The 25,335-nt window shown below is 67.6% G+C and carries 21 protein-coding genes and 3 tRNA genes; 7 read left to right on the forward strand and 17 right to left on the reverse strand.

All coding sequences use genetic code 11. The features are described from left to right. Positions 1 to 34 precede the first annotated feature (34 nt). Both AC1G9L_RS12555 and AC1G9L_RS12560 read left to right on the forward strand, forming a co-directional pair. Positions 35 to 111, forward strand: a tRNA-Arg gene (locus AC1G9L_RS12555). 170 nt (positions 112 to 281) lie between these two features. After that, a tRNA-Arg gene (locus AC1G9L_RS12560) sits at positions 282 to 358 on the forward strand. Positions 359 to 488: 130 nt separating this feature from the next. Here the strand turns inward: AC1G9L_RS12560 and AC1G9L_RS12565 are convergent. From AC1G9L_RS12565 to AC1G9L_RS12575, 3 genes are all read right to left on the reverse strand, one after another. Next, a complete protein-coding gene (locus tag AC1G9L_RS12565) occupies positions 489 to 1,283 on the reverse strand; it encodes an SDR family oxidoreductase (protein WP_019802164.1) in 795 nt (264 codons plus the stop codon). Between the two features lie 345 nt (positions 1,284 to 1,628). After that, positions 1,629 to 2,618: a VTT domain-containing protein gene (locus AC1G9L_RS12570; RefSeq protein WP_019802165.1), complete on the reverse strand. Its 990-nt coding sequence runs from the start codon at positions 2,616 to 2,618 to the stop codon at positions 1,629 to 1,631. A 140-nt stretch (positions 2,619 to 2,758) separates the two neighbouring features. Further along, complete coding sequence (locus tag AC1G9L_RS12575; protein ID WP_481069233.1) at positions 2,759 to 3,694, reverse strand: LysR substrate-binding domain-containing protein; 936 nt, start codon at positions 3,692 to 3,694, stop codon at positions 2,759 to 2,761. A 149-nt stretch (positions 3,695 to 3,843) separates the two neighbouring features. Between AC1G9L_RS12575 and AC1G9L_RS12580 the strand changes: the two genes are divergently transcribed. The 5 genes from AC1G9L_RS12580 (at position 3,844) to AC1G9L_RS12600 (ending at position 9,379) form a co-directional block, all read left to right on the forward strand. Beyond that, positions 3,844 to 4,545 (forward strand): pirin family protein, encoded by a 702-nt coding sequence (locus AC1G9L_RS12580; RefSeq protein ID WP_010343924.1) that lies wholly within the window; start codon positions 3,844 to 3,846, stop codon positions 4,543 to 4,545. A gap of 219 nt (positions 4,546 to 4,764) precedes the next feature. After that, positions 4,765 to 6,900: a glycogen debranching protein GlgX gene (gene glgX, locus AC1G9L_RS12585; RefSeq protein WP_481069234.1), complete on the forward strand. Its 2,136-nt coding sequence runs from the start codon at positions 4,765 to 4,767 to the stop codon at positions 6,898 to 6,900. Between the two features lie 342 nt (positions 6,901 to 7,242). Then, complete coding sequence (locus AC1G9L_RS12590) at positions 7,243 to 7,794, forward strand: CPBP family intramembrane glutamic endopeptidase (RefSeq protein WP_481071118.1); 552 nt, start codon at positions 7,243 to 7,245, stop codon at positions 7,792 to 7,794. A 287-nt stretch (positions 7,795 to 8,081) separates the two neighbouring features. After that, on the forward strand, positions 8,082 to 8,252 hold the full coding sequence (locus AC1G9L_RS12595) for a CsbD family protein (protein ID WP_017914264.1): 171 nt from the start codon (positions 8,082 to 8,084) through the stop codon (positions 8,250 to 8,252). Positions 8,253 to 8,818: 566 nt separating this feature from the next. Then, entirely contained in the window at positions 8,819 to 9,379 is a 561-nt protein-coding gene (locus tag AC1G9L_RS12600; protein ID WP_481069235.1) for a hypothetical protein, read from the forward strand. Positions 9,380 to 9,567: 188 nt separating this feature from the next. Here the strand turns inward: AC1G9L_RS12600 and AC1G9L_RS12605 are convergent, their stop codons facing one another. From AC1G9L_RS12605 to ftsH, 14 genes are all read right to left on the reverse strand, one after another. Further along, a complete protein-coding gene (locus tag AC1G9L_RS12605; protein WP_481069236.1) occupies positions 9,568 to 10,281 on the reverse strand; it encodes a hypothetical protein in 714 nt (237 codons plus the stop codon). Positions 10,282 to 11,021: 740 nt separating this feature from the next. Beyond that, positions 11,022 to 11,114, reverse strand: a tRNA-Ser gene (locus AC1G9L_RS12610). Between the two features lie 81 nt (positions 11,115 to 11,195). Further along, entirely contained in the window at positions 11,196 to 11,408 is a 213-nt protein-coding gene (gene csrA, locus AC1G9L_RS12615; protein WP_010341308.1) for a carbon storage regulator CsrA, read from the reverse strand. 136 nt (positions 11,409 to 11,544) lie between these two features. Next, positions 11,545 to 14,196, reverse strand: a complete 2,652-nt coding sequence (alaS, locus tag AC1G9L_RS12620; protein ID WP_481069237.1) for an alanine--tRNA ligase — start codon at positions 14,194 to 14,196, stop codon at positions 11,545 to 11,547. Between the two features lie 106 nt (positions 14,197 to 14,302). Next, entirely contained in the window at positions 14,303 to 14,797 is a 495-nt protein-coding gene (gene recX, locus AC1G9L_RS12625; RefSeq protein WP_019800518.1) for a recombination regulator RecX, read from the reverse strand. A 117-nt stretch (positions 14,798 to 14,914) separates the two neighbouring features. After that, positions 14,915 to 15,952 (reverse strand): recombinase RecA, encoded by a 1,038-nt coding sequence (gene recA / locus AC1G9L_RS12630; protein ID WP_017910627.1) that lies wholly within the window; start codon positions 15,950 to 15,952, stop codon positions 14,915 to 14,917. Positions 15,953 to 16,148: 196 nt separating this feature from the next. Further along, positions 16,149 to 16,784, reverse strand: coding sequence for a transcriptional repressor LexA (gene lexA / locus AC1G9L_RS12635; RefSeq protein ID WP_017910626.1), 636 nt, complete (start codon positions 16,782 to 16,784; stop codon positions 16,149 to 16,151). 331 nt (positions 16,785 to 17,115) lie between these two features. Then, positions 17,116 to 18,792, reverse strand: coding sequence for a 2-polyprenylphenol 6-hydroxylase (gene ubiB / locus AC1G9L_RS12640; RefSeq protein ID WP_481071120.1), 1,677 nt, complete (start codon positions 18,790 to 18,792; stop codon positions 17,116 to 17,118). Positions 18,793 to 18,826: 34 nt separating this feature from the next. Further along, a complete protein-coding gene (locus AC1G9L_RS12645) occupies positions 18,827 to 19,321 on the reverse strand; it encodes a nicotinamide-nucleotide amidohydrolase family protein (protein ID WP_019800516.1) in 495 nt (164 codons plus the stop codon). 159 nt (positions 19,322 to 19,480) lie between these two features. After that, the gene (hflX, locus tag AC1G9L_RS12650) at positions 19,481 to 20,806 is read right to left on the reverse strand and encodes a ribosome rescue GTPase HflX (protein WP_481069238.1); all 1,326 of its coding nucleotides are present in this window, start codon (positions 20,804 to 20,806) and stop codon (positions 19,481 to 19,483) included. Between the two features lie 26 nt (positions 20,807 to 20,832). Continuing rightward, positions 20,833 to 21,108, reverse strand: a complete 276-nt coding sequence (hfq, locus tag AC1G9L_RS12655; protein ID WP_010341316.1) for an RNA chaperone Hfq — start codon at positions 21,106 to 21,108, stop codon at positions 20,833 to 20,835. A gap of 119 nt (positions 21,109 to 21,227) precedes the next feature. Then, positions 21,228 to 22,178, reverse strand: a complete 951-nt coding sequence (miaA, locus tag AC1G9L_RS12660) for a tRNA (adenosine(37)-N6)-dimethylallyltransferase MiaA (RefSeq protein WP_481069239.1) — start codon at positions 22,176 to 22,178, stop codon at positions 21,228 to 21,230. Then, complete coding sequence (gene folP / locus AC1G9L_RS12665) at positions 22,178 to 23,083, reverse strand: dihydropteroate synthase (RefSeq protein WP_481071122.1); 906 nt, start codon at positions 23,081 to 23,083, stop codon at positions 22,178 to 22,180. The genes miaA and folP overlap by 1 nt, the downstream gene beginning before the upstream one ends. Positions 23,084 to 23,352: 269 nt before the next feature. Then, positions 23,353 to 25,287 carry an ATP-dependent zinc metalloprotease FtsH gene (gene ftsH / locus AC1G9L_RS12670; RefSeq protein WP_010341319.1) on the reverse strand — a complete coding sequence of 645 codons (1,935 nt, stop codon included), beginning with the start codon at positions 25,285 to 25,287 and terminating at the stop codon, positions 23,353 to 23,355. Positions 25,288 to 25,335: the final 48 nt, after the last annotated feature.

The raw sequence follows: 25,335 nt of genomic DNA on the forward strand, positions 1-25,335 counted from the left end.
AGATCGACTCCCGCATAATTCCGCTCCTGACGACGCGCCCGTAGCTCAGTTGGATAGAGTACCTGGCTACGAACCAGGCGGTCGGGAGTTCGAATCTCTCCGGGCGCACCAGTCAGATGAAAAACGACAAGCCACCGCTTGTCGTTTTTTTTTGCCTTGCCGCCGCGATGCGATCGCAACCAGGCCGCGCGCGGCGGCGTACTCGCCCGCTTGCGTCATGCGCACGACACGCAGGTGTAGACGAATCGCCGCAACTCGTGAATAATCCCGCGCCTGACGACGCGCCCGTAGCTCAGTTGGATAGAGTACCTGGCTACGAACCAGGCGGTCGGGAGTTCGAATCTCTCCGGGCGCACCAGTCAGATCAAAAACGACAAGCCATCGCTTGTCGTTTTTTTTGCCTGCGCGGCGGCGATTGCATGCCGCGTGCAGCGGCGAGCGATGCGCGCCGTCGACCCCGCCTGCGCGACCGACGAGGCCACACCAGCTCAGGCGATGGTATCCACCACGCCGCCGTCGACGCGCAGCGCCGCACCGGTGGTCGCCGACGCCTGCGGCGACGCGACGTAGACGCACAGATTGGCGACCTCTTCCACCGTCGCGGCGCGGCGGATGATCGAGCTGGCGCGATGCGCCTTGACGAAATCGGCGGCGACCTCCTCCAGTGGCTTGCCGGACTGCTCCACCTGCTCGGACAACATGGCGGCGACACCTTCGGTCAGCGTCGGCCCCGGCAGGATCGCATTCACGGTGACGCCGGTGCCGGCCATGCGCTTGGCCAAGCCGCGCGACAGGGCGAGATCGGCGGTCTTGGTCACGCCGTAGTGAATCATCTCGACCGGGATATTGAGTCCGGACTCCGACGAGACGAAGAGCACGCGCCCCCAGCCCTTGTCGGCCATCCCCGGCAGATACGCGCGCGACAGGCGCACGCCGGACATCACGTTGACGGCCAGGAAGCGCTCCCACTCCGCGTCGGGCGTCTCGAAGAAGTCCTGCATCCCGAAGATGCCGGCGTTGTTGACCAGGATATCGACCGCAGGAAGCGCGGCGACGATCGCATCGCAGCCGGCTGCGGTCGCCACGTCGCCCACCACGGCGCGCACGCTGGCGGCCGGGAGGTCGCGCTTGAGCGCGGCGACGGCGGCCTCGGTACGGGCCTGGTCGCGACCGTTCAGCGCGACCTCGGCGCCCGCCGCGGCCAGGCCCTTGGCGATGCCGAAGCCGATGCCCGCGGTGGAGCCGGTGACGAGGGCAGTTTTTCCGGATAGATCGATGTTCATGGCTGTCTCCGTGCAGCAGGGTGAGGATGAGGATTCGCTTCGGCGCCGGCCTTGCGGGATGGCCGTCGACAGGCGCTTGCCGAACAGGTGCTGTCATCGACGGAATCATGGACGCATCCGCCGGCAAGCAAGTGAACGCGCCCCAGGCGGGACCTCCGCTCGACTTCGCCACGCCAGCGGGATGCGGGCGATGCAGGCGGAAGAATCGAGCGCGCTGGAGCGGGACGCGCGCCCTGCCTACCTATCCAACCACACCCATGCCTACAGACGACGCACTTGCCGGCATCGGCGGGAGCGTATGCGTCGTGACGTCGTCGGGACGCATGACGTTCCCGCCACGGCGACTCACGCCGCGATCGTGTCGCCCTTCGGCGGCGGCGCCACTGCAGCCGCAGCGTCCAGCGCGACCAGCGGATGGCCCGCCGCACGCCACGCATCCAGCCCACCGCGCAGCGGCAGCACGTCCTCGAACGCGTGCTGGCGCAAGCGCTTGGCCAGGATCGCGGCCGACACCTCGTTCGGGCAGGCGCAGTAGATGACGATCCTGCGGTCGCGCGGCAAGCGCGCGACGAGCGCATCGACCTGGCGATCGTCCACTTCCAGCGCGCCGGGAATGGCGAACGGCTCCAGCGTGCGGTAGCCGGGAGCGCGAATGTCCAGCAGCAGCGGCGGCGCCTCGCCCTGCAGCAGCGCGTGCAGTTCGTCGACGTCGATGCGCCGCATCTCCATCGCCTTGCGCAGCGAGTGCCGGCGCCAGGCGCGGTAGCCGACGTACAGCGCCAGCAGGCCGCCCAGCAGCAGCGCCGCGCGCCTGCCGAGCAGGCTCAGCCAGTCCAGCAGGTCCTGCACCTGGTCGGCGAAGCACAGGCCCAGCAACAACCCGACGCCCGCCCACAAGGCCGCGCCCAGCGCGTCGTAGCGCAGGAAGGCCACCGGGCGCACACGCATCGCGCCGGCCATCGGCACCGACACCATCGACAGGCCCGGCACGAACTTGGCCACCGCCAGCACGCGCACGCCCCAGCGCGCATAGAAGCGTTCGGTGCGCTTCATGCAGGTGTCGCGCGACAACGACAGCCGGCACAGCGACTGCAGGGTGCGGTTGCCGTAACGACGCCCGGCACCGAACCACAGCAGATCGCCGAGCAAGCTCGCCGCGATCGACACCGACAAGGCGCCGAGCAGCGCACTCCACATCGCCGTGCCATCGAGCAGCGCATAGGTCGCCCCGACCAGGATCAACGTGGGCAGCGCCGGCACCGGCAGGCCCAGCGACAAGGCCAGGACGTTGACGAAGACCAGCCCGAGTCCGTAGCGCGCAATCAGGTCCTGCATGGCGTGGCGGGCGAAAAGAAGAAGATGCCGCGCATTATCCTCCCGTCGCCCACCGCGCGCGCAGGCAGCAGGACATCACCGGCGGAACAGACCCATCCATCGTCGCCCTGCAGCACGCCTCGCCGGTGTCCCGACGTGCCTCACACCCCCTCATCCAGCCGCACCGCCATCTGCGCCAGCCATGCCGCGAACACGCCCGGCTGACGCATGCGCGCGCGCCACCAGGCCAGCGCCGCGCCCTCCTCGCCGCTGCGCCAGGCCAGCTGGAACACCTCGTCCGGCTTCGGCTCCTCCACGGCCTTGCGCACCAGGCTGCCACGCGCCAACGCCGCGCGCGCATACGGCTCGGGCAGGAAGCCGAAGCCGAGCCCGGCCAGCTGCAGCCGATACTTGCTGCGCATGTCCGGCACGGTCAGCGCGTCCTGGCCGAACAGCAGCCCGACCGTGCGCGGCAGCAGCCGCCGTGCCGAATCCGCCACAGCGATCGCGCGATGCGCGCTCAACTGGCTGCGGCTGAGCGGTTCCGGCGCCTGCGCCAGCGGATGCCCGGGCGCGACCGCGAACACGAACGGCAACGTGCCCAGCGGCTCGGCCACGTAGCCACCGCCGCTGGGCCCTTCCCCGGCCGCCCCGACCAGCAGATCCACCCGCCGGTCCAGCAACGCCTCCCAGGTGCCGGACAATGATTCCTGCACCACCCGCAACCGGGTGCGATCGGCGACCGCGTAGAACGCCGCCATGTCCTGCGCCAGGCATTCCGGCGCGAACACCGCATCCAGGCCCAGCGCGAACTCGGTCTCCCAGCCGGAGGCCACGCGGCGCACGCGCAGTTCCAGATCGCCAGCGGCGCGCAGCAGGTGGCGGCCTTCGCGCAGCAGTTCGGCCCCCGCGGCGGTCGGCACCGCCTTCGGCCCGATCCGCTCGAACAGTTGCACGCCCAGGTCCTCCTCCAGCTTGGCGACGGTGTAGGAGATGGTCGACGGCACCTTGTGCAGCGCCTTGCCGGCGGCCGAGAACGAGCCGCGACGGTCGATGGCGTCGAGGATCTGCAGGGCATCGAGACTTAGCTTGAGCATTCGAATTCTTCGATGATGGATGCCGAATCTATCCGTTTTTCAAACCCGGCGACAGCGCCGATACTTGTTTCCAAGCCGAAGCGCACGCGAAATCAACAAGCCGGGCGCTTTCGATCCACTTGCACATCAACGCCACCAAGGAGCCTCCCATGCTGCAGATCCGCCCCGCCAATACCCGTGGCCGCGCCGAACACGGCTGGCTGTCCTCGCGCCATACCTTCTCCTTCGGCCATTATCACGACCCGCGCCACATGGGCTTCGGGCCGCTGCGGGTGATCAACGAGGACCGCGTGCAGCCCGGCCAGGGCTTCGGCACCCACGCCCATCGCGACATGGAGATCCTGTCCTATGTGGTCGAAGGCGCGCTGGAGCACAAGGACAGCATGGGCAACGGCTCGGTGCTGCGCTACGGCGACGTGCAGCGCATGAGCGCCGGCTCCGGGGTCACCCACAGCGAGTTCAACCACTCCGCAAGCGAGCCGGTGCACTTCCTGCAGATCTGGGTGATGCCCGAGCGCGCCGGGATCGATCCGGGATACGAGGAGAAGCACTTCGCCCCCGACAGCAAGCGCGGCCAGTTGCGACTGATCGCGGCCCCGCAGGGCGAGGACGGCGCGGTGCGCATCCATCAGGACGCGCGCATCTACGCCTCCATCCTCGACGGCGATGCGCGCCTGGACTACCCGCTGGCGGCCGGGCGCGGCGCCTATGTGCAGGTGGTGCGCGGCACGCTGAGCGTCAACGGCCAGACCCTGCAGGCCGGCGACGCGGTCCAGGCGATCGACGAGGCCAGCCTGCAGTTCGCCGATGCCCAGGACAGCGAGTTCCTGCTGTTCGACCTGCCGCGCTGAGCGCTGCAGGCCAGTCGCGCCCGGGACCATCGGACCGGGCCGCGACGGTCGCGATCGCGGCCCGCGCAGCGGCGCCACAGCGTCGTTGCGTCGTCCGCCAGCTCGCTTTCCACTGGGCCCTCACGCCACCTTCGGCATCCCGTAACGCGTCCTGCACGGTATCCACGGCAATGCTTCCGCTCTCCCTCCCCTACTGCCGGCGTGCCGGCCGAGAGCCCGATGCGCCATCCGACCAGTGCCGCCTATGCCACCCCTTCGCGCATCCGCGAGGGGCGTCCCTTTCCGCGCGGCGCCGTCTTCGACGGCCAGGGCACCAACTTCGCGCTGTTTTCGGCGCACGCTACCCGCGTGGAACTGTGCCTGTTCGACGAAGACGGGACCGAGACCCGACTGGACCTGCCCGAATACACCAACGAAATCTGGCACGGCTACCTGCCCGACGTGAAGCCGGGCCAGCGCTACGGCTATCGCGTGCACGGCCCCTACGCGCCCAGCGAAGGCCACCGTTTCAACCCCAACAAGCTGCTGCTCGATCCCTATGCGCGCGAGCTCGAGGGCGACCTGATCTGGGCCGACGAGCTGTACGGCTACACCGTCGGCCATGCGGACGGCGACCTGAGCTTCGACGAGCGCGACAGCGCACCGTTCATGCCCAAGTGCGTAGTGGTAGAGGACACCTACGACTGGGAGGACGACCAGCGCCTGCTCACCCCGTGGAGCCAGACCCTGGTCTACGAGACCCACGTGCGCGGCTACACCATGCGCCACCCGCAGGTGCCGGACGAACTGCGCGGCACCTGCGCCGGCCTGGCCCAGGAACCGGTGCTGCGCTACATCAAGGAACTGGGCGTCAGCGCAGTGGAACTGCTGCCCGTGCACGCCTACCTCGACGACCAGCATCTGCTCGACAAGGACCTGCGCAACTACTGGGGCTACAACACGCTCGGCTTCTTCGCGATCAAGTCGCGCTACCTGGCCAGCGGCCACCGCGACGAGTTCCGCGACATGGTCAAGGCCATGCATCGCCAGGGCCTGGAGGTCATCCTCGACGTCGTCTACAACCACACCGCCGAAGGCAGCGAGCTGGGCCCGACCCTGTCCTTCCGTGGCATCGACAACGCCAGCTACTACCGCCTGGCCGAGGACAAGCGCTACTACATCAACGACACCGGCACCGGCAACACGCTCAACCTGAGCAACTCGCGGGTGATCCAGTTCGTCAACGATTCGCTGCGCTACTGGGCCGGCGAAATGCACGTGGACGGTTTCCGGTTCGACCTGGCCACCATCCTCGGCCGCGAGCCGACCGGCTTCGACCAGCGCGGCGGCTTCCTCGACGCGTGCAACCAGGATCCGCTGCTGTCGCAGGTCAAGCTGATCGCCGAACCCTGGGACTGCGGCCCCGGCGGCTACCAGGTCGGCCACTTTCCGCCAGGCTGGTCCGAGTGGAACGACAAGTTCCGCGACAACGCCCGCGCGTTCTGGAAGGGCGACGAAGGCAAGCTCGCCGAGTTCGCCACCCGCTTCACCGGCTCGGCCGATCTGTTCGACCGGCGCGGGCGCCGGCCGTGGGCCTCGGTGAACTTCATCACCGCGCACGACGGCTTCACCCTGCACGACCTGGTCAGCTACAACGGCAAGCACAACGACGCCAATGGCGAGGGCAACCGCGACGGTTCCGACCACGACAGCTCCTGCAACTACGGCGTCGAAGGCGAGACCGACGACGCCGGCATCCTGCAGTTGCGCGAGCGGCAGATGAAGAACCTGCTGGCGACACTGTTGCTGTCGCAGGGCACGCCGATGCTGCTGGCCGGCGACGAGCGCGCACAGACCCAGGGCGGCAACAACAACACCTACTGCCAGGACAACGAGATCACCTGGATCGACTGGGAGCGCGACCCCACCGAGGGCCGCCTCACCGCCTTCGTCAAGGCGCTGAGCGCGCTGCGCCAGCGCTACCCGATCCTGACCCGCGGTCGCTTCCTCAACGGCCAGTACAACGAAGAAGCCGGCGTTCGCGACCTCACCTGGCTCAACCCGGGCGGCACCGAGATGGACGATGCGCACTGGACAGATGCCGGCGCACGCTCGGTCGGGCTGTTGCTGGAAGGCAAGGCGCAGACCTCCGGCGTCAAGGAACTGGCCAACGACCATACCTTGCTGATCGTCATCAACGCCTACCACGAGGGCGTGAGCTTCGTGCTGCCGTCCTCGGAAGAGGAACTGCATTGGAAGCTGGTGCTGTCCACCGACGACGCGCTGCAGGTCGACAGCATGCCGGCCGGTGCCAGCGAGTTCCTGGCGCCGCCGCGCAGCGTCAGCGTGTTCGAGTGCCAGACGCCGGGCGCATAGTCGCCACACGCCGTTTCGGATTGCACGCGGATTGACGCGTCCGCGCCTGCATTGCGTCGCCAGCGCTTGTCGCTGGCGACGCGCACGATGCTGGCATCTGCATCTTCCGTAGGGCTCGCCGCATTGCATTGGTCTACATGGCCTTTGGCACAGTGCTCGATGGCGCGGGCTCGCTAGGCTGAGTGCCCGCTTCCTTCCAGGTCAGGCATGCAGTACTCCGCGCAAAGCAACACCCACGCCACGTCCAACACCTCCTTCATGCGCCACCCGCTGCTGCGTATTGCGCTCAGCGCCGCGATCCTCGCGCTGGCGTCCTATGCATGGCTCCCGTTTCCGTGGCGCATGCCCGTGGTCGGCCTGCTCGGTCTCTCCTTGGTGTGGATCGAAACGCGCTCCTCCCTCGCATGCGGCGTGGCGCGCCCTCGCCTGGTGTCGGTGATTGGCTGGACCGCGCTGCTGGTGGTGTTGACCGTGGGCTTCATCACGCCGGTGCTGCAACCGCTGATCGACATCATCACTGGGCACAAGACCGACTACAGCGCCTACGGCGCGCTCAAGGGCAACGTCCAGGCCACGACTCATCTGATCGGCGCGGCGTGGCTGAGCGCGGCGCTCGGCGAAGAACTGGTGTTCCGCGCCTTCCTCATGCACCAGCTCGATGCGCTGCTGGGCCGTCTGCGCGGCGGCCGCTGGATCGCCGCACTGGTCGGCGGCGTGATGTTCGGCCTGATGCACGCCGCGCAAGGCGCCTCTGGCATCCTGCTGACCGGCGTGGTCGGCACGATGTTCGGCTATGCCTATCTGCGCTCCAGGCGCAACCTGTGGGCGATGATCCTCGCGCATGGCCTGATCGACACCTGGGGCGTGACCACCCTGTATCTGGGCTGGTACTGAGCGCGCAGCGCGGTCGCGGGTCGCCACTCGGCGCACCTATGCGGACCACGCCGTCGCCGCCAGCAGACAGACGAAGGACATGTCGCGGTGCGCGTGTTCCCGCTGTAGAAGCACCAAGTGCGCCCAGCCCGAACGGGGCGCGCGATCGCCGCTACAGGCTTCGGCTTACAACCCGTCCGCTACCTAAATGATGGAGCGCACGTCCGCGCAATTTTCACTTGCACGCCACCGGCCCGCGCGCAGTTTGGCAATGCCCACTTGAGGGCATCCCTACTGCGGAGTCAACGATGGACAAGAATCGCACCGAAGGCGCCAAGAACCAGATCAAGGGCACCATCAAGGAAGTCGCCGGCAAGGTCACCGGCAACAAGCTGAAGGAAGTCGAAGGCAAGATGCAGAAGAACGCCGGCAAGGTACAGAGTGAAGTGGGCAAGGCGCGCGACCACGCGCGCGGCTGAGTTCCAGGTTCTCTTGCTCCCCTGCCGCCAATGGCCGGGGAGCTGTTGCGAGCGATTTGCACCGCGTGGACTTGCTGTCGATTCGCCTGACGCGCTAGAGCCAGAGGCATACAAGCCTCTGAAATGACCGATGGACGGACTGGCGTACGAAACGCGGTGCAGCTTCAACGCGCTGCCAAAACGCCCGTCAGCGAAGCCAAGGCGATCGAACGCGACACGTCCCGAAGTGGCTTGCCGAAACAGCATTCGCAGGGGCATCCAAAACGACACGATGCGCCGCTCACAGTGGACTCGCATGGATTCGAAAGCGATCCACCACACGCCTGATCAGATCGACGCGGAAGCTGTTGGGAAGGCACCCCCATGACGTCGCTTGGCGCATGCCACTTCGGAATCGATGGCATTACTCCATGCGCCCCACCATACTGAAGCTCACGTTGCGCTGGCATCGGGACAACCTCGCCGATGCGCAATGCACTGCGTGATCCGACAACCCGCGCATGTGCACAGCCGACCGACCACGCGCACACCCGAGACATTGCGCCCCAATTAAAGCATCGATGCACATGATCACCTCCCCCAGAAGCGCAGCGCTATTGCTCTTCCTGCTGCTTCCTGCCGCCCAGGCTGACATGACGGCTGCGGCAGCAGCTCGCGCAGCACTTGTCGAAATGACCGAAAGCGACTTTACCGTGGCAATCAACACACACGCTTTCGCCTTGGGTGAAAGCTGGAGCGACCAGGTCAGGAAGCAGGCAGGCACCCAGATCAGCGAGCGCTTTGTAGGGGATGTGCCCGCCGGGGATAGCAGCTACAAGTACTACCAGCATCGATATGCCGGATTTGACATCTATACGGCAAACCTATCCTGGCAAAAACAGCAACGCGACATCGACAGCTACGTCATTGCGCAGATCACCATCAACGCATCCACGATCAAAACAGCCAGAGGCGTCGCGATCGGCGACACGCAGAATGTGCTGATCGACACCTATGGCCAAGGCACGACGGATGACAGCGATGGCCAGCACTGGCGCTATTATCAGGCCAGGAACAAGCGCCTCTCTTTTCAGCTCGAACATGGAAGAATCATCCACATCATGATGACCCTCGACGCGGACAGCTGAAGACAGCGCCGTGCAATGCGCCACCGACGCCATTTCGGGCGTTAGGCAGCCGCCACTGGCGCTCACCCGGACAGAAACGCGGCCAAATGCGTTTCTTGCCGAAGAACACCGGCCTACCCTGCCTTTCTTGTTGGCAGATCCAGACTCGGCGGCGGGCCGATGCGCGCCGAGGCTGTCAGGCTGCTTGGCTACGCCTTGCGAGCACGATGCAGAAAGTATCCTGCTCCAAGCAAGGCGATCAGTCCGATCATGGCACCAACCTGGCCATTCTTGCGCCGCGCCTGGAGCGCCTGCTCGGGCGTGAGGACCACGTCATCGCCCAAGCGCAACCCCCAGATGGATCGCTTGCCATCCGCATCGTCGAAGGTGACGCGAACCGGTGATCCTACCTTGAGACGCCCCCACAGCGCATCGATGCCGGGCAGCACACTGGAGTACTCGAATGCATCGCCGGCGGGCGCGAGGGTGAAGTTCACGCTTTGAAGCCGTCCCTTTCGCTGCGTTGCGTCCACCTTTTCGACCGTCCCATCGGCTTCAGCCAAATGGGTCGGCACTGCCGCAGGCCTGCTGAAAAACGTGACGGCGCTGGCGATCGTGACGCCAAGGCAAAGCAACGCGATGATGATGAAGCGGATTTTGTGTGACTGCATCTCGATACCAGAGCAAGAAGGAAACGTCGCGATCCAGCGACGACGCACATTTTTTCGTGACAGGGCATGGGAATCAATCGATGGATCGCCATTCCCCCTGCGTCTCAATGAGATCCTTGGCTTCCAGCCTGCATGCTCAAGCACTTCGATCCCAATGAGGCGTCGCGTCAACCGTTGCCGAGCGAAGCCTGCAACCGCGACACGCGACGGGCGCAAGATGAGCAGCGCAAATGCGTGGCTGGAAAACGACATGAAGCAGCATTGCAGCCAGACTTGCCACTGTCATCCCGCGTGTCCAGACGAACTCGGAAAGCAAACGCAGTAGCGCGATCTGACTCACCACCATCGTCGACAAGAGCACACTGCGGAGAGACGGTCGATCGATACCGGCAGGATGGGCTGCGCTTCAGGGCGCGCTGGCCGCGTTTGCCCAGAACAGCACTGAGCCCTGCGCGCTTGATCACATTGCGTGGCAAAACGAGCTGCATGCACCTGGATACTGCTACCAACTGAAAGCGACAAAGTAGAGAGTCTGGACGATGCAGCGATCGCCCTGGCCTTCATCCTCTACGGCCCACGGCAAACACTCACGGGAAGCTTGAACGCAGCGGCAGGCTCCAAGCTTCCTCATGCAACACGTCAAAGGGCGCTGCGCTCATCACCGGCTCCTTGAGCACAAGCATGCGCGATACCGTCTGCTCGAACTCCTGCAAGGCACGTCAGCGCTCACGTGCCACCATGCCGACGCGCAGAGGCGAGCATGACGCTGCAGCAGCACGGCGCATCGCACGTCACTTCAGTGCTGCATTGAAGACCGTGCGCTCGAACTGTGTCTACAGGTCAGCAGGAACGCGCAAACGAACGTCGTAGCGGCCGGTCTCGCCGCGCGTGAGGTAGTGCGCTACTCGCATGGAAGTGTCCAAGCGAGCGTCCAAGGTGGCGAAAAAGAAAAACGCCCACAAATCGTTGATTTGCGGGCGTTTCCTTGACACTGGCGGAGTGAGAGGGATTCGAACCCTCGATAGAGCTTTTGACCCTATACTCCCTTAGCAGGGGAGCCCCTTCAGCCACTCGGGCATCACTCCGGATTTCTGCGCTGCGGATATTCCGCGACCGGGCGCGAAGAATACCGGGTTGTGGGGTCCCAGGTAAACCCTTTCGACGCATCAATCGGCAGATTGGTCGCCGTGACCGCCGCCGTGGGAGTTCGGCTCGTCGCCGCGCTGGATGCGCTGGTAGATCTCTTCGCGATGCACCGCAACGTCCTTCGGCGCGGTGATGCCGATACGCACTTGATTGCCCTTGACCCCAAGCACCGTCACGGTGACCGAATCGCCGATCATCAAGGTTTCGCCTACCCGGCGAGTCAGGATCAACATGTTTAAAATTCTCCAGGGAGCCGGTGGGTCTCACCGGCACGGTGCCCGCACTGCGGGACGCCTAAATGAAAGGTGAAAAGAGGGGTGATGTTACGGGAAGCCGCGCCTTGCCAGCAAGGCGCGCGGCTTGGGGTGTTCAGGGGAGATGTTGCTTGACCCAGGCCGGGACGCCGGCGAGTGCAGGGGCAAGGGCGGGCCCGTCCTCGCCACCACCCTGGGCGAGGTCCGGGCGGCCGCCGCCCTTGCCAGAGATCTGACCGGCGATGTGGCTCAACAGTTCCCCGGCCTTGACCCGTCCCATTGGGCTGCCGTTCACGCCGGCGACCAGGGCAACCTTGCCCTCGCTGGCGCCTGCCAGCACGATCACGCTGTCGCCCAGTTGCTGCTTCAGGCGGTCCATCGCCTCGCGCAGGGCCTTGGCATCGAAGCCTTCCAGCCGCACGGCGAGCACCTTCACACCGGCCACGTCGACCGCCGACCCGGCCAGATCGGCGGTGGCGCCGGAGGCCAGTTTGGCCTTCAGCGCCTCCAGTTCCCGCTCCATGCGCTTGTAGCGGTCGCCGAGCTGGCGGATCTTGTCGACCACGTCATGGCTGTTGCCGCCGACCAAGTCGGCCGCCTCACGCAGCCTGGCCTCCTCGGCCGCCACGTAGTCCAGCGCGCCCTGCCCGGTCACCGCCTCGATGCGGCGCACGCCGGCGGAGACGCCGCCTTCGCTGGTGATCTTGAACAAACCGATGTCGCCGGTACGCCCGACATGGGTGCCGCCGCACAGTTCGGTGGAGTAGTCGCCCATCTTCAGCACGCGCACGCGCTCGCCGTACTTCTCGCCGAACAGGGCCATCGCACCGAAATCCAGCGCCTCCTGCATGCCCATCTGGTGCACTTCGGCAGCGTTGTTGGCGCGCACCTGCTGGTTGACCTTGCGCTCGATCAGCGCCAGTTCCTCGGCCGCGATCGGCTGGAAGTGCGAGAAGTCGAAACGCAGGCGGTCAGGCGCCACCAGCGAGCCCTTCTGCTGGACGTGGGTACCCAGCACCTCGCGCAGCGCCGCATGCAGCAGGTGCGTTGCCGAGTGGTTGAGGATGGTGGCGCCGCGGCGCTCGGCGTCGACCTGACCGGCCAGCAGGTCGCCGACCTTCAGGCTGCCTTCTTCCAGCGTGCCAACGTGGCCGTGGAACTGGCCCGCGAACTTCTGCGTGTCGGTGACCGACAGTCGGGTGCCGGCGGCGGTCAATGTGCCGAGATCGCCAACCTGGCCACCGGATTCGGCATAGAACGGGGTCTTGTCGGTCAGCACGATCACCGCATCGCCGGCCTGGGCGGACTGCACCGGGCGACCGTCCTTGAGCAGGGCGACCACGCGCAGGCCGTCGGCCTGCAGGCTGTCGTAGCCCAGGAACACGGTCGGAACGAGGGTCGCCACCAGGTCCGCCGGCAGCTGCACGCCGCCGCCGAACTTGCCGGCTTCGCGCGCGCGCCGGCGCTGCTCGTCCATCGCCGTCTCGAAGCCCTGCTCGTCAACGCGCAGGTCGCGCTCGCGGGCGATGTCCTGGGTCAGGTCCAGCGGAAAGCCGTAGGTGTCGTACAGGCGGAAGGCATCTTCGCCGGCGATCACCCCGCCCTGCGCCTTGGCGGCGACGTCCTCGAAGATCTTCATGCCGGCATCGAGGGTTTCGGCGAAGCGCTCCTCCTCGGCCTGCAGGGCACGCAGCACGGTGTCCTGGGCGGCGGTCAGTTCCGGATAGGCCTCGCCCATCAGCTCCACCAGGGTCGGCACCAGCTTGCTGAAGAACGGCTGGCGCACGCCGAGCATCCAGCCATGGCGCAGGGCGCGGCGGATGATCCGGCGCAGCACATAGCCGCGTCCTTCGTTGGACGGCAGCACGCCGTCGACGATCAGGAACGCGCAGGCACGGATGTGGTCGGCGATCACGCGCAGCGACTTGTTCTCCAGGTCGGCGGTTCCGGTCAGCTCGGAGGCCTTGCGGATCAGCGTCTGGAACAGGTCGATCTCGTAGTTGGTGTGCACGTGCTGCAGGATCGCCGCCAGGCGCTCCAGGCCCATGCCGGTATCCACGCAGGGTGCCGGCAGCGGCACCAGGGTGCCGTCGGGCTGGCGATCGAACTGCATGAACACCAGGTTCCAGATCTCGATGAAGCGATCGCCATCCTCGTCGGGCGAGCCCGGCGGACCGCCGGCGATATGCGCGCCGTGGTCGTAGAAGATCTCGGTGCACGGACCGCAGGGGCCGGTATCGGCCATCTGCCAGAAGTTGTCCGAGGCATAGGGCGCGCCCTTGTTGTCGCCGATACGCACAATGCGCTCGGCGGGCACGCCGATTATGTCGCGCCACAAAGCGTAGGCCTCGTCGTCGGTGTGGTAGACGGTGACCAGCAGGCGCTCGGCCGGCAACTTCCAGACCTGGGTCAGCAGTTCCCAGGCCCAGGCGATGGCATCCTTCTTGAAATAGTCGCCGAACGACCAGTTGCCGAGCATCTCGAAGAAGGTGTGATGGCGCGCGGTGTAGCCCACCGAATCCAGGTCGTTGTGCTTGCCGCCGGCGCGCAGGCAGCGCTGCACGTCCGCCGCGCGCACATAGCTGCGCTTCTCGGCGCCCAGGAACACGTCCTTGAACTGCACCATGCCGGAATTGGTGAACAGCAGCGTCGGGTCGTTGCCGGGCACCAGCGGTGCGGACGGCACGATGGTATGGCCCTTGCCCTTGAAGAAGTCGAGGAAGTCGCTGCGGATCTGGGAGGTGGAGAATTTGGCGGGTGCGTTCATGGGCTGGCTATAGACGAGCGGACGGGCGTCCTGGCGCTCCTCTGTAGATGAGGGCGCCACGGAAACCGGACAAGACAACTCGCCAAGGGTAGCAGGCCCGGCCCGCTCAGTCCTCCGCAGCGTCGCGCACCGCGGCGCGGATGCTGTCGCCATCGAAACCGCGCCGCGCCAGCAGATCGGCGGCCTTGCGCTGCTGCGGCAGGTCCATCGCCCCGGTGGCGCCGAAGCGACGCCGGACCAGATCGCGGGCGTTCTCCGTCCAGTCGCCTTCGAAAGCGCCCATCGCGGCAGCGATGGCCTCGCTGTCCAGGCCGTGGGTGCCAAGCTCGGCACGGATGTGCAGCGGGCCATACCCTGCCCCGGCGCGGCTGCGCACCAGCAGTTCGGCGAAGCGGCCATCGTCCTGCCAGCCCTCGCCGCTCAGGCGCTCCACCGCTTCCGCAGCGGCCTCGGCTTCCACGCCCCGCGCACGCAGCTTGCGGGTCAGCTCCTTGCGCGAATGCTCGCGCCGCACCAGCAGGCCCAGTGCCTTCTGCAGCGGCGTCTGCTCCGGTTGCCGGCGACGCCGACGTGGTGCTTCTTGTGCCTGTTCGTCGCTCATCGGCGATGCCACCCCGATTCAGAATGCGCCGTCCCTGGCGCGCGCCCTCCTGGCTTGCTCAAGACTGCCGAGGGAGACGAGCGGCACTGACTCCACCGCTCCCCCGGCAGAAAACCATTACGCGTCGTCGTCTTCCGCCTCGGCCTCGCTCGGGGCGATTTCCGTGGGCTGGAACTTCTCGCGCAGCTCGCTTTCCAGCTTGGCCGCGACCTGCGGGTTGTCGCGCAGGTAACCGCGGGCGTTGTCCTTGCCCTGGCCGATGCGCTCGCTGCCGTAGCTGTACCAGGCACCGGCCTTCTCGACCAGCTTGGCTTCCACGCCCATGTCGATCAGTTCGCCCTCGCGGCTGATGCCTTCGCCGTAGAGGATTTCGGTGACGACCTGCTTGAACGGCGGCGCCAGCTTGTTCTTGACGACCTTGATCTTGGTCTGATTGCCGATGATCTCGTCGCCCTTCTTGATCGCGCCGATGCGGCGGATGTCCAGGCGCACCGAGGCGTAGAACTTCAGCGCGTTGCCACCGGTGGTGGTTTCCGGGCTCTGGCCCGGCATCATCACGCCGATCTTCATGCGCAGCTGGTTGATGAACACCACCAGGGTGTTGGAGCGCTTGATGTTGCCGGTGAGCTTGCGCAGCGCCTGGCTCATCAGACGGGCCTGCAGGCCCGGCAACTGGTCGCCCATCTCGCCTTCGATTTCGGCCTTGGGGGTCAGCGCGGCGACCGAGTCGACCACCACGATGTCCACCGAACCCGAGCGCACCAGCATGTCGGCGATTTCCAGCGCCTGCTCGCCGGTGTCCGGCTGCGACAGCAGCAGTTCGTCGACGTTGACGCCCAGCTTGGCGGCGTAGATCGGGTCCAGCGCGTGCTCGGCGTCGATGAACGCGGCGGTGCCGCCGTTCTTCTGGCACTGCGCGATGGCCTGCAGGGTCAGGGTGGTCTTGCCCGAGGATTCCGGACCGTAGATCTCGACCACGCGGCCCTTCGGCAGGCCGCCGATGCCCAGCGCGATGTCCAGCATCAGCGAGCCGGTCGGGATCACTTCCACCGCTTCGATGACGCGATCGCCCATCCGCATCACCGAGCCCTTGCCGAACTGCTTCTCGATCTGGCTCAGGGCGGCAGCGAGCGCGCGCTTCTTGTTCTCGTCCATTGTGGTGTCCTTGGAAGGTGAGGAGGATTTGCGGAGTGAGGTCAATGTAAGGGCCTGGTATCGCACGGACTGAGACAGTGCGTGGCGAGATGAAAATAATTCGTCCGGACCGGGCGACGGCAGCGGCGAATGGCGATATCCGGGGTCGGAAAACTCCGGCCGGCGCTGTAGTGCATGCCCTGCTCCACGCGCGGCATCAGCGGTTGGGGCGCAGCAGGCCGCAGTACAGGCCTTCGATGGCGAACTCCTGGTCCGGCAGCACCTCGATCGGCGCATAGTCCGGGTTGCGCGGCAGCAGGCGGATGCGGTCCTTGCCGATCTTCAGCAGCTTGACCGTGATCTCCTCGTCGATGCGCGCCACCACGATCTGCCCGGAGCGGGCGTCGCGGGTGCGGTGCACGCCGATCAGGTCGCCGTCGAAGATGCCCTCGTCGCGCATGGAGTCGCCCTGCACCTTCAGCAGGTAGTCCGGGGCCGGCGAGAAGAACACCCGGTCCAGTACCACGAAGTCGTCGGAACCGATGTCCGCGCCGATCGGCAGGCCGGCCGCGACGCGCCCGAGCACCGGCAGGCGCAGCACGTCGGCGCTGTCCACCTGCGGCGCGGGGGCCGGAGCGGCCGCCCCACCCAACAGGCGGATGCCGCGTGCCTGTCCGGGCACGCGGCGGATCGCGCCGGCCTGTTCCAGCGCTTCCAGGTGGTACTGGGCCGCGCGTACGCCCTTGAAGCCGAAGGCGCGGGCAATCTCGGTCTGCGACGGCGGCACGCCATCGTGTTCGATGCGCTCGGCGATCAGGTCGAGGATCGCCTGCTGGGTTTCGGTCAGGTCCATGGTTAGTAGTAATACTACTAAATTGGCTGGCGAGCAACTGGCGCGTGGATCTGGAGTGCTGGCGCGCTTCGCTGCCGGCAGTAGCGGCCACTCCGCCGACAGCCCTGCGATGCCGTCATCGGCAGGTGCGCGGCTGCTGATTCTCGCGCCTCTTTGGACCCTGCATCGCGTCAGAGCGATGTGTGCCGAGGGATTCGAGTGCATCGCGTCGGGGCTGAAGCCCCTCCCACAAGGGATTGCGTGCGCGCCGACACGCCGATGAAGCGAGGTGGTGCCTGCGGACCAGCCGCTCCACCTTCCGGCGGACCATGCTCGAGAGCGTGCGCGGCCCTCAGCGCCCGCTGCGCCAGATCGAGAACAGGATCCACACCCCCGACAGCGCCGCGCCGACGAAGCCGCAGACGCCGATCGCCAGCAGCCAGCGGCTGGAAATGCCGCCGACGCTGTTCATCACGATCGACGAGCCGATGATCAGCGCGGCGGTGACGATGCCCATGGTCAGGCGGTTGGCGGCGCGGTTGACCTGGTCGCCGAAGCCTTTCAGCGAGCCGGTCTCCACGTTCAACTGCAGGCGCCCGCGCCGTGCCGCCTGCAGCAGCCGGCGCGTATCGCGCGGCAGGTCGCCGAGCAGTTCCAGCGCGCCCAGCACGGTGCGACGGCCGCGCCGGGCCATCGCCCGCGGCGCGAACCGCTGCAGCATCACCCGCTCCAGGTACGGGGCGGCGGCGCCGGCCATGTCGAAGTCCGGATCGAGCTGGCGCCCGACGCCTTCCAGGGTCAGGAAGGTCTTGATCATCAGCGCCAGGTCGGCCGGCAAGGCCAGCGCGTGCTGGCGCAGCAGCGCGGTGACGTCGCCGAGCATCGCGCCGACCCGCAGGTCCTTCAGCGGCACGCCGCGGTACTGGTCGACGAAGGCGGCGATTTCCAGGTGCAGGCGCGCCTCATCGACCTCGACTTCGCCGTCGGTCCACTCCAGCAGGATGTCGGCCACCGCCTCGGCGTCCTGCGTGACCAGCCCGTGCAGCAGTTGCACCACTTGGTAGCGGCGCTGTTCGGAAATGCGCCCGACCATGCCGAAGTCGATCACCGCGATGCGCTCGCCGGGCAGGTAGAAGATGTTGCCCGGATGCGGATCGGCGTGGAAACAGCCGTCCTCCAGCACCATCTTCAGCACGATGTCGGCGCCGGTGCGCGCCAGTTGGCGACGGTCCAGGCCGGCGGCGTCGACCGCGGCCAGGTCGCGGCCGCCGATGCCGTCGACGAAGTCCTGCACGTTCAAGGTCTCGCAGGTCCACTGCCAGTGCACCCGCGGGATCACGATCTCGTCGTGTCCCTGGAAGTTGGCCGCGATGCGCTCGGCATTGCGGCATTCGCCGGCGAAATCCAGCTCGCGGCGCAGCGACAGGGTGAATTGCTGCACCACGGCGGCCGGGTGGTAGCGCTTGAGGTCGTGCGCACGCGCCTCGACGATCTCGGCCAGCCGCGCCAGCAGCCGCAGATCGGCCTCGATCACCTCGCGGATGCCGGGGCGGCGCACCTTGATCACCACCGCGGTGCCGTCGTGCAGCCAGGCGCGGTGGGTCTGCGCCAGCGAGGCCGCAGCCAGTGGAATTTCCTCGACTTCGGCGAAGATCGCCGTCGGCGCCTCGCCGAGCGCCTCGATCAGTTGCGGCAGGATCTGCGGGTAGTCCAGTGCCGGCGCGGCGTTCTGCAATTCGCCCAGTTCGTCGATCCACTCCGGCGGCAGCAGGTCCACGCGCGTGGCCAGCACCTGTCCGAGCTTGACGAAGGTTGGGCCGAGGTCCTGCAGGGCGCGCCGCACCCGCTGCGGCGCCGACATGCGCAGCAGTTCCTCGGCGTTGTGCCAGTGCAACAGGCGCCCGGCGCGTTCCAGCACGTCGGCCATGCCGATGCGCCGGACCACGTCGCCGAACCCGTAGCGGATCAGCACCGAGGCGATTTCCTGCAGGCGTCCCAGGTCGCGGACGGTGCTCAACGCCTCCCACATCGCGCTCATCCTCGACGCAGGCGCGCGGCCACGCTCACAACAGCGCGTCCAGGCCGCGCAGGGCCGCCGCCACGGTCTGCCGGCGCACGGCATCGCGGTCGCCCGGGAACTGGAACAACTGCGCGCTGGCATAGCCGCCGCGGCGCTTCCAGCCCAGCCAGACGCTGCCGACCGGCTTGTCCGCCGAGCCGCCGCCGGGGCCGGCGATGCCGGTCACCGCGACCGCGACGCTGGCGCCGGAATTGACCAGCGCGCCGGACACCATTTCGATCACCGTCTCGCGGCTGACCGCGCCGTGGTGCTCCAGGGTCTGCGGGCGGACGCCCAGCAGCGCCTGCTTGGCCTCGTAGCTGTAGGCGACGATGCCGCAGTCGAACCAGGCCGAGGACCCGGCGATGTCGGTCATCACCTTGGCGATCCAGCCGCCGCTGCAGCTTTCGGCGGTGACCAGGCGCTCGCGCGCGGTGCGCAAGCGATCGCTGAGCGCGGTGGCCTGTTGCAACAACTCCGAATCGGTGGGAAGCGTCATGGCACAGCTCGGGAAACCAGTGCGCTTTGTAGCCCAATTCGCCGTGGCTGTCGCGCCTGCGCGCGCCGACGGATGGCCGGCCGTCAGCCAACGCGGCGCAGGTCCCGCCGCCATGCCGGTCCGCCAATCGGCATCGACCGCACAACGCCGACGCGCCGCTCAGCGCTGTTGCCACTCCTCCTGCTCGCGCGGCGGCAGCAATGCGCGGATCGGCGCGCCGTCGGCCGCGGCGGCCAGGCGCTCGGCCTCGGTGATCGGGATGTCCACCTGCAGCAGCCAGCCGTCCTCGTCGGCCTGCTCGCTGCGGATCACCTGCAACTGGTGCAGTTGCGAGCGCAGGCGCCCGGCGCTCGGCGGCAGGCGCAGGCTGCCCTGCACGTGGCGCAGGCCCAGCCGCTGGCCGAGCACCTGCTGCAGCAGGTCAAGGCCGCGGCCGTCGCGCGCGGAGATCCACACCCGCTCGCGTCGCGCCGTGTCCGGCACCCCGTCCTGCGCATCGTGACGTACCTCGGCGCCGTCGATGCGGTCGATCTTGTTGAACACCAGCAACTGCGGCAGCTCGCCGGCGCCGACCGCGTGCAGCACCTCGTCGACCTGGGCGATGCGTTCCTCGCGCAGCGGATCGGCGGCGTCGACCACGTGCAGCAGCAGATCCGCCTCGCGCGCCTCGGACAGGGTCGAGCGGAACGCCGCGACCAGTTCGTGCGGCAGGTTGCGCACGAAGCCGACGGTATCGGCCAGCATGGCGTTGCCGCCGGGCAATGCGATGCGCCGAACGGTCGGGTCCAGGGTCGCGAACAACTGGTCGGCGGCGTAGGCCTCGGCATCGGTCAGGGCGTTGAACAGGGTCGACTTGCCGGCATTGGTGTAGCCCACCACCGCGATCCGCGGCAGCTCGCTGCGCACCCGCGCGCGGCGCATCTGGGTGTGCTGCACCTCGACCTTCTCCAGCCGCTTCTGCAACTGCTCCACACGCTTCTGCAGCAGGCGGCGGTCGGTTTCCAGCTGGGTTTCGCCTGGGCCACGCAGACCGATCGAACCGCCGCGCTGGCGCTCCAGGTGGGTCCAGCCGCGCACCAGCCGCGTGGCCATGTGCCGCAACTGGGCCAGTTCGACCTGCAGCTTGCCTTCGTGGCTGCGCGCGCGCTGGGCGAAGATGTCCAGGATCAACCCGGTGCGGTCGATCACCCGCCGCTCCAGGTATTTCTCCAGGTTGCGCTCCTGGCCGGGGCTGAGCGCGTGGTTGACCAGGACCAGATCGGCGCCGCTGGCATCGGCGGCGGCCTTGACCTCCTCCAGCTTGCCGCTGCCGATCAGCGTCGCCGGACTCGGCTTGTCGATGCGCGCAGTGACGGTGGCGGCGATGCTGGCGCCGGCCGAGCGCGCCAGGTCGGCGAACTCCTCCAGCACATCGTCTTCCAACGGACCGCCCGCGTAGGGCTGGATCAGCAGTGCGTGTTCGCCGCGGCGGGACCGATCAAACACCCGCGGCTCCGCTGTTTACCACCGAACTACTCGACTTCGTCATCACCCGCACTGCCACCTTCGTTCTGCTGCACATAACCGCCGCCCGGTCCCACGCGCACGTTGCGCGCCGGCACCACGGTGGAAATGGCGTGTTTGTAGACCATCTGGCTGACGGTATTGCGCAGCAGGACCACGAACTGATCGAACGACTCGATCGTGCCCTGCAGTTTGATGCCGTTGACCAGATACACCGAGACAGGGACCCGTTCGCGACGCAACGCGTTGAGGAAAGGATCCTGCAAGGATTGCCCCTTGGACATGCTTGACTCCCAGATTATTGTTTTTATTGTCCGGGACGGCACTGCAGCTCCCCTGCCGTGGTCCGGAACGTCGATGTTACACAACCGCGGGCGCCAGCACAGCGCGACCGGCCGCCGGATCAGCCGAGGAAGGCGTCCAGGGCCGCCTGCAGGCGCCCGGCGTCGTGCATGGGGTCGAACCAGCGGGCATCCTGCTCGCCGCGCAGCCAGGTGAACTGGCGCTTGGCCAGTTGCCGGGTGGCGGCGATGGCGCGGGCGCGGAAGTCCGCCGCATCGCCGATGCCGTCCAGGTACTCCCAGGCCTGGCGGTAGCCGACCGCGCGCACCGCCGGCAGCGCCAGCGGCTGCGCCACTGCCTGCATCTGCGGCAACGCGCGCAAGGCGCGCACTTCGTCGAGGAAGCCCTGCCCCAGCATCGCGTCGAAGCGGGCCTCGATGCGCCCGTGCAGCACGGCGCGCTCGGCCGGCGCCAGCACCAGCTTGAGCACCCGCAGCGGCAGCCGCGGCGGCCCCGGATCCGCCTGCCAGGCACTGATCGGCCGGCCGCTGAGGCGGTACACCTCCAGCGCACGCTGGATGCGCTGCGCGTCGCCGGGGCGGATCCGCTGCGCCGCCGGCGGATCGATCCGCTGCAGTTCCGCGTGCAGCGCCGCCCAGCCGTCGGTCTGCGCTTGCGCGGCCAGCGCCGCGCGCAACTGCGGGTCGGCCGCCGGCATCGGCGCCAGCCCCTCCAGCAGCGCCTGGAAGTACAGGCCGGTACCGCCGGCGACGATCGGCAGGCGGCCGCGGGCGACGATCGCGTCCAGCGCCGCGCGGGCATCGGCGGCGAACTCGGCCGCCGAATACGTCTGCCAGGGATCGCGCAGGTCCAGCAGGTGGTGCGGTACCCGCGCGCGCTCGGCCGCATCGGGCTTGGCCGCACCGATGTCCAGGCCGCGGTAGACCAGCGCCGAATCGACGCTGACGATCTCGCCGCCGCAGCGTTCGGCCAGGGCGATCGCCGCGGCGGTCTTGCCCGAGGCGGTCGGGCCCATCAGCGCGATCGCGCGCGGGCGCCGGTCGGCCGCCATCAGTCCTCGTCCGGCCAGCGGATCGTCGCCGCAGCGGACGCTGTGACGGCGCGCGGCAACGGCACCGCCTGCAGGGCCTGCCAGACCTTCAGCGCGTCGACGGTGGGGGCGACGTCGTGCACGCGCAGCAGCGCGGCGCCGCGCTGCGCGGCCAGCAGGTGCGCAGCGACCGAACCGGCCACCCGCTGTTCCGGCGCCTCGCGCCCGGTCAGCTCGCCGATGCTGCGCTTGCGCGACAGCCCGGCCAGCACCGGCACACCCAGTTCGACCAGCCGCGCCAACTGCGCCAGCAACTGCAGGTTGTCGGCGGTGCTCTTGCCGAAACCGAAGCCCGGATCGACCAGGATGCGCCGCTTGTCGATGCCGGCCATCTCCGCGGCGAAGATGCGCTCGGCCAGGAAACGGTGCACCTCGCCGACCACGTCGTCGTAGCCGGGCGCGCTGCCGGCGGCATAGGCGTCGGCGGGCATGTGCATCAGCACCACCGGCACCCCGAGTTCCGCGGCGGCGTCCAGCGCGCCGGGCTGGCGCAGGGCCTGCACGTCGTTGATCATGCCGGCGCCGGCGGCGACCGCGGCGCGCATCACCTCCGGCTTGAAGGTGTCCACGCTCAGCGGCAACGCGGTCTGCGCGGCCAGCCGCTCGATCACCGGGATCACCCGCCGCAGCTCCTCCTCCACCGGCACCGGGGTCGCACCCGGACGGGTCGATTCGCCGCCGATGTCCAGCAGGTCGGCGCCCTCCGCGGCCAGGCGCAGGCCGTGCGCCACCGCCGCATCAACACTGGCGTACGCGCCGCCGTCGGAGAACGAGTCCGGGGTGACGTTGACGATGCCCATCACCCGTGGGCGATCGAGCAGCAGCCGGTGGGCGCCGCACTGCAGGCTGGGCGAGGTGTCGAACATCGGCGGGTCTCCTGATGGTGGCCGCGGCAGGCGGCGAAGCGGCTCGGCGAGTGCCGCGACGGTGACGTCGGCGGGCGACAGCGCCGGGCCGAACGCTGCCGTAGTGCGCAGCACGCGCGCATCGGCCGGCACCCGCCGACTACGAAGCGCGCATTGTCGCCCACGCACGCCGCGGCGACGAGTCTGGTATCGCCAGACGCGTCGCCGCCGCCCACAAAAAAGCCAGGGATCGCTCCCTGGCTTTTCGGCGATCGAACGCTGCCCCGCGCTTACAACTGTTCGGCCGGCCCGGCGATCGGCGGCAGCGGCCGCGAATTGCCCTTGTCGTTGCTGCCGTCCTTGCCGGACTTGTTCCAGCCCATCGGCGGCGGCGGATCGCGGCCTTCCATGATCGCGTCGATCTGCGGCGCGTCGATGGTCTCGTACTGCAGCAGCAAGTGCGACATGGTGTGCAGCTTGTCGATGTTGTCGGTGAGGATCTTCTTGGCGCGGTTGTAGGCGTTGTCGAGAATCTCGCGGACTTCGTCGTCGATCTTGCGCGCGGTCTCGTCGGACACGCTCTTGTGCTGCGTGACCGAACGCCCAAGGAACACCTCGTCCTCTTCCTCGCCGTAGGCGATCGGCCCCAGCTCGTTGGACAGGCCCCACTTGGTGACCATGTTCCGCGCCATCTTGGTGGCACGCTCGATGTCGTTGGAGGCGCCGGTGGTGACCTTGTCGGAACCGAAGATCAATTCCTCGGCGACGCGGCCGCCGTACAGGGTCGCCAGGCGGCTGTGCAGGCTCTCGCGGGTGGAACTGTAGCGATCGCCCTCGGGCAGGAACTGGGTGACACCCAGGGCACGGCCGCGCGGAATGATGGTGACCTTGTAGACCGGATCGTGGTCGGGCACCAGACGGCCGATGATGGCGTGCCCGGCTTCGTGATACGCGGTATTGGTCTTCTCTTCCTCGCTCATCGCCATCGAGCGGCGCTCGGCGCCCATCAGAATCTTGTCGCGGGCGCGGTCGAAGTGATCCATGCGCACTTCCTTGACCGACTCGCGCGCGGCGAACAGGGCCGCCTCATTGCACAGGTTGGCCAGGTCCGCACCGGAGAAGCCCGGCGTGCCGCGCGCGATCACCATCGGCTCGATGTCGTCGGCCAGCGGCAGTTTGCGCATGTGCACCTTGAGGATCTGCTCGCGGCCGCGCACGTCGGGCAGGCCCACCACGACCTGGCGGTCGAAGCGGCCCGGGCGCAGCAGCGCCGGATCCAGCACGTCCGGCCGGTTGGTCGCGGCGATCACGATCACACCCTCGCCGCCCTCGAAGCCGTCCATCTCCACCAGCAACTGGTTGAGGGTCTGCTCGCGCTCGTCGTGGCCGCCGCCCAGGCCGGCGCCGCGGTGACGGCCCACCGCATCGATTTCGTCGATGAAGATGATGCACGGCGCGTGCTTCTTGGCCTGCTCGAACATGTCGCGCACGCGGCTGGCGCCGACGCCGACGAACATTTCCACGAAGTCCGAACCGGAGATGCTGAAGAACGGCACCTTGGCCTCGCCGGCGATCGCCTTGGCCAGCAGGGTCTTGCCGGTACCCGGCGGGCCGACCATCAGCACGCCGCGCGGGATCTTGCCGCCGAGCTTGGTGAACTTGGTCGGGTCGCGCAGGAAGTCGACCAGTTCGCCAACCTCTTCCTTGGCCTCGTCGCAGCCGGCCACATCGCCAAAGGTGATCTTGATCTGGTCCTCGCCCTGCAGCTTGGCACGCGACTTGCCGAAGGACATCGCGCCCTTGGCACCGCCGCCCCCGCCCTGCATCTGGCGCATGATGAACAGCCAGAAGCCGATGATCAGGATGACCGGCAGGAAGTTCAGGACCAGCGACCAGAAGCCCGGACCGTTGTCGGGCTTCTGCCGGGTGATGTCCACGTTCTTGCTGTACAGCACGTCGATCAGCTTGTCGTCGCTCGGGCCGTACACCGAGCCCTCGCTGCCGTCGGCGCGCTTGAAGCGAATCGCGTTGACCGAGAGGTTGGTGGCGTCGGTGAAATCGACCGACTTCACCCGCCCGGCATCCACGTCCTTGAGGAACTGGGAGTAGGTCACGGTGTCGACGCCCGCGCCGCCGGCCAGACGCGGCGAGAAGCTGTTGAACACCACCATCAGCACGACGGCGACGACTACCCACAACAGCAGATTCTTGGTCAAGTCGTTCATCCTCATTGGCTCCGGTGTCCCTTCAACTCTGTCTCGATGCGTGGCATT

Source organism: Xanthomonas sp. NCPPB 1132, from assembly GCF_056629235.1.

Bases quoted from the DNA above. Each gene is read 5' to 3' on its own strand.
- AC1G9L_RS12565 (WP_019802164.1), bottom strand. From the start codon at position 1,283: ATGAACATCGATCTATCCGGAAAAACTGCCCTCGTCACCGGCTCCACC.
- AC1G9L_RS12570 (WP_019802165.1), bottom strand. From the start codon at position 2,618: ATGCAGGACCTGATTGCGCGCTACGGACTCGGGCTGGTCTTCGTCAAC.
- AC1G9L_RS12575 (WP_481069233.1), bottom strand. From the start codon at position 3,694: ATGCTCAAGCTAAGTCTCGATGCCCTGCAGATCCTCGACGCCATCGAC.
- AC1G9L_RS12580 (WP_010343924.1), top strand. From the start codon at position 3,844: ATGCTGCAGATCCGCCCCGCCAATACCCGTGGCCGCGCCGAACACGGC.
- glgX (WP_481069234.1), top strand. From the start codon at position 4,765: ATGCGCCATCCGACCAGTGCCGCCTATGCCACCCCTTCGCGCATCCGC.
- AC1G9L_RS12590 (WP_481071118.1), top strand. From the start codon at position 7,243: ATGCCCGTGGTCGGCCTGCTCGGTCTCTCCTTGGTGTGGATCGAAACG.
- AC1G9L_RS12595 (WP_017914264.1), top strand. From the start codon at position 8,082: ATGGACAAGAATCGCACCGAAGGCGCCAAGAACCAGATCAAGGGCACC.
- AC1G9L_RS12600 (WP_481069235.1), top strand. From the start codon at position 8,819: ATGATCACCTCCCCCAGAAGCGCAGCGCTATTGCTCTTCCTGCTGCTT.
- AC1G9L_RS12605 (WP_481069236.1), bottom strand. From the start codon at position 10,281: ATGTCGTTTTCCAGCCACGCATTTGCGCTGCTCATCTTGCGCCCGTCG.
- csrA (WP_010341308.1), bottom strand. From the start codon at position 11,408: ATGTTGATCCTGACTCGCCGGGTAGGCGAAACCTTGATGATCGGCGAT.
- alaS (WP_481069237.1), bottom strand. From the start codon at position 14,196: ATGAACGCACCCGCCAAATTCTCCACCTCCCAGATCCGCAGCGACTTC.
- recX (WP_019800518.1), bottom strand. From the start codon at position 14,797: ATGAGCGACGAACAGGCACAAGAAGCACCACGTCGGCGTCGCCGGCAA.
- recA (WP_017910627.1), bottom strand. From the start codon at position 15,952: ATGGACGAGAACAAGAAGCGCGCGCTCGCTGCCGCCCTGAGCCAGATC.
- lexA (WP_017910626.1), bottom strand. From the start codon at position 16,784: ATGGACCTGACCGAAACCCAGCAGGCGATCCTCGACCTGATCGCCGAG.
- ubiB (WP_481071120.1), bottom strand. From the start codon at position 18,792: ATGTGGGAGGCGTTGAGCACCGTCCGCGACCTGGGACGCCTGCAGGAA.
- AC1G9L_RS12645 (WP_019800516.1), bottom strand. From the start codon at position 19,321: ATGACGCTTCCCACCGATTCGGAGTTGTTGCAACAGGCCACCGCGCTC.
- hfq (WP_010341316.1), bottom strand. From the start codon at position 21,108: ATGTCCAAGGGGCAATCCTTGCAGGATCCTTTCCTCAACGCGTTGCGT.
- miaA (WP_481069239.1), bottom strand. From the start codon at position 22,178: ATGGCGGCCGACCGGCGCCCGCGCGCGATCGCGCTGATGGGCCCGACC.
- folP (WP_481071122.1), bottom strand. From the start codon at position 23,083: ATGTTCGACACCTCGCCCAGCCTGCAGTGCGGCGCCCACCGGCTGCTG.
- ftsH (WP_010341319.1), bottom strand. From the start codon at position 25,287: ATGAACGACTTGACCAAGAATCTGCTGTTGTGGGTAGTCGTCGCCGTC.